The organism is Streptomyces sparsus (assembly GCF_054776295.1).
Map to the genome: position 1 here is coordinate 1 of NZ_BAAHCA010000668.1, position 2,713 is coordinate 2,713.

Genomic DNA, 2,713 nt, shown 5'->3' on the forward strand with positions numbered 1-2,713 from the left:
CCGGCCCCCGGCCCGCCGCTCGCCGCCCAGGGCGCTCGGCGGCAGCGGGCGCACGGCCGACAGGATGCGTCACCCGGCGCGGGGTACGTTGAACGGGTGCGCCTGTTGCTGATGTCGGACACCCACCTTCCGCGCCGCGCCAAGCAGCTCCCGGAGGAACTGCTGAGCCGCGTCGCCGAGGCCGACGTGGTCGTGCCCGCCGGGGACTGGGTGGACACCGCCACCCTCGACCTGCTGGAACGGCGGGCGCGCACCCTGGTGGCCGTGTACGGCAACAACGACGGTGACGAGCTGCGGGAGCGCCTGCCCGAGACCGCCCGCGCCGAACTCGGCGGGGTCCGCTTCGCGGTGGTGCACGAGACCGGCCCCGCACGCGGCCGGGAGCAGCGCTGCGCAGACCGGTACCCCGACGCCGACGTGCTGGTCTTCGGCCACAGCCACATCCCGTGGGACACCGCCGCCGCCCGTCCCGGCGGCGGAACACTGCGGCTGCTCAACCCCGGATCACCCACCGACCGACGCGCGCAGCCGTACTGCACCTACATGACGGCGGAGGCCGCCGACGGCGAGCTGACCCGCGTGACGCTGCACCGGCTGCCGCCCCGCCGCTGACCGGCGGGCACACCGGCCGGCACGGGTCGGCCGAGCCGAACCGGGCACCGGCCCCGCGCCGAACCGGACACGGCGCCCCGGCGAACGCCCCCGGACCCGAACGCCACGGACCCGTCCCCGCTCGGGACTGTTGCCGGTTCGCGCACCCGCTGTCAGTGGTGGGGCTTAGGGTCGTGGACCATGCGCCTCCTGCACACCTCCGACTGGCACCTGGGCCGGAGTTTCCACCGCGTGAGCCTGCTGGACGCCCAGCGGGAGTTCCTCGACCACCTGGTGGCGACGGTCCGCACGCACCGCGTCGACGCGGTGCTCGTCGCGGGGGACGTCTACGACCGGGCCGTGCCGCCGCTGCCGGCCGTCGAACTGTTCGACGACGTGCTGCACCGGCTGGCCGCGCTCGGCGTGCCCACCGTCATGATCTCCGGCAACCACGACTCGGCCCGCCGGCTCGGTGTCGGGGCCGGCCTGCTCGACCGGGCGGGCGTGCACCTGCGCACCGACCCGGCCGGCTGCGGCACGCCCGTGGTGCTCGCCGACGAGCACGGCGACGTGGCGTTCTACGGCCTGCCCTACCTCGAACCCGCCCTGGTGCGCGACGAGTTCCGGGCCCCCCGGGCGGACCACCCGGCAGTGCTGGGCGCCGCCATGGACCGGGTGCGGGCCGATCTCGCCGAGCGCCCCGAGGACACCCGCGGTGTGGTGCTGGCGCACGCCTTCGTCACCGGCGGCAGCCCTTCGGACAGCGAACGCGACATCACCGCCGGCGGCGTGGCCTCCGTGCCGGTCGGTGTCTTCGACGGCCCGGCCTACGTCGCCCTCGGGCATCTCCACGGCTGCCAGGTCCTCAACGACCGCGTGCGCTACTCGGGTTCGCCGCTCGCCTACTCCTTCTCCGAGGCGTCCCACCGCAAGTCGATGTGGCTGGTCGACCTCGGCCCCGCCGGTCAGCTGCGCACCGAACGGATCGACTGCCCGGTGCCCCGCCCCCTGGCCCGGGTCAGGGGCACCCTGGAGGACCTGCTCCAGGACGCGGAGCTGGAACGACACACCGGGGCCTGGGTGGAGGCCACCCTCACCGACCCGGCACGTCCCGCCGAGCCGATGGCCCGGCTCACCGCCCGCTTCCCGCACCTGCTGCACCTCGCCTTCGACCCCGAAGGCGCCCCGGAACAGGCCAACGGCTCGTACGCCCACCGCGTCCGGGGCCGCGACGACCGGCAGATCGCGCGCGACTTCGTCACCCACGTCCGTGCCGGACGCGGACCGGACCCGGCCGAAACAGCGCTGCTGCACGAGGCGTTCGAGGCCGCCCGGATCGACGAGGCAGCGGGGGCGGACCGTTGAGACTGCACCGGCTCACCCTCACCGCCTTCGGCCCGTTCGGCACCACCGAACACATCGACTTCGACCACCTCTCCGCGGCCGGCCTGTTCCTGCTGCACGGCGCCACCGGCGCGGGCAAGACGTCGGTGCTCGACGCGGTGTGCTTCGCGCTGTACGGCTCGGTACCGGGCGCCCGGCAGAGCCAGGGGCCCGGTCGGCTGCGCAGCGACCACGCGCCGGCCGGCACCGCCACCGAGGTGGTGCTCGACGTCACCGTCGGCGGGCGCCGCCTGGAGATCACCCGGCGCCCCGAGCAGCCCCGGCGCAAGCTGCGGGGCAGCGGCTGGACCACCGACAAGGCCCAGTCCTGGCTGCGCGAGTACGACCCGGAGGCCGGCTCCTGGAAGGCGCTGAGCCGCTCGCACCAGGAGATCGGCGACGAGATCCTCGATCTGCTCGGCATGAGCCGGGAGCAGTTCTGCCAGGTGGTGCTGCTGCCGCAGGGGGAGTTCGCCCGGTTCCTGCGCGCCGGCGCCGAGGAACGCGCCCAGTTGCTGGGCCGGCTGTTCGACACCAGCCGCTTCGCGGCCGTGGAGCGCCACCTCGCGGAGTCGCGGGCCCGCGCCCAGCAGCGGCTCAGGACGGCCGACGAACACCTGATCGCGCTCGCCCACCGGATGCGGCAGGCGGCCGGTGACGCCTCGGACGAGTACCCGCTGCCGGAGCTGTCCGCCGGCGAGGCCGGACTCACCGGGTCCGTACTCGGCTGGGCGGCGGT

At 75.1% G+C, this 2,713-nt stretch carries 3 protein-coding genes; all 3 read left to right on the forward strand.

Annotated elements, in window-relative coordinates; all coding sequences use genetic code 11:
* The first annotated feature begins 96 nt into the window (after window positions 1–96).
* Window positions 97–612 (forward strand): metallophosphoesterase family protein, encoded by a 516-nt coding sequence (locus ACYVE9_RS21880; RefSeq protein WP_461029600.1) that lies wholly within the window; start codon window positions 97–99, stop codon window positions 610–612.
* A gap of 180 nt (window positions 613–792) precedes the next feature.
* Entirely contained in the window at window positions 793–1,956 is a 1,164-nt protein-coding gene (locus ACYVE9_RS21885; protein WP_461029598.1) for an exonuclease SbcCD subunit D, read from the forward strand.
* A partial coding sequence (locus tag ACYVE9_RS21890; RefSeq protein WP_461029599.1) for an AAA family ATPase occupies window positions 1,953–2,713 on the forward strand: 761 nt, incomplete at its 3' end. The genes ACYVE9_RS21885 and ACYVE9_RS21890, both read left to right, overlap by 4 nt.

Coding starts and splice junctions, on each gene's coding strand:
- ACYVE9_RS21885 (WP_461029598.1), top strand. CDS start 793: ATGCGCCTCCTGCACACCTCCGACTGGCACCTGGGCCGGAGTTTCCAC.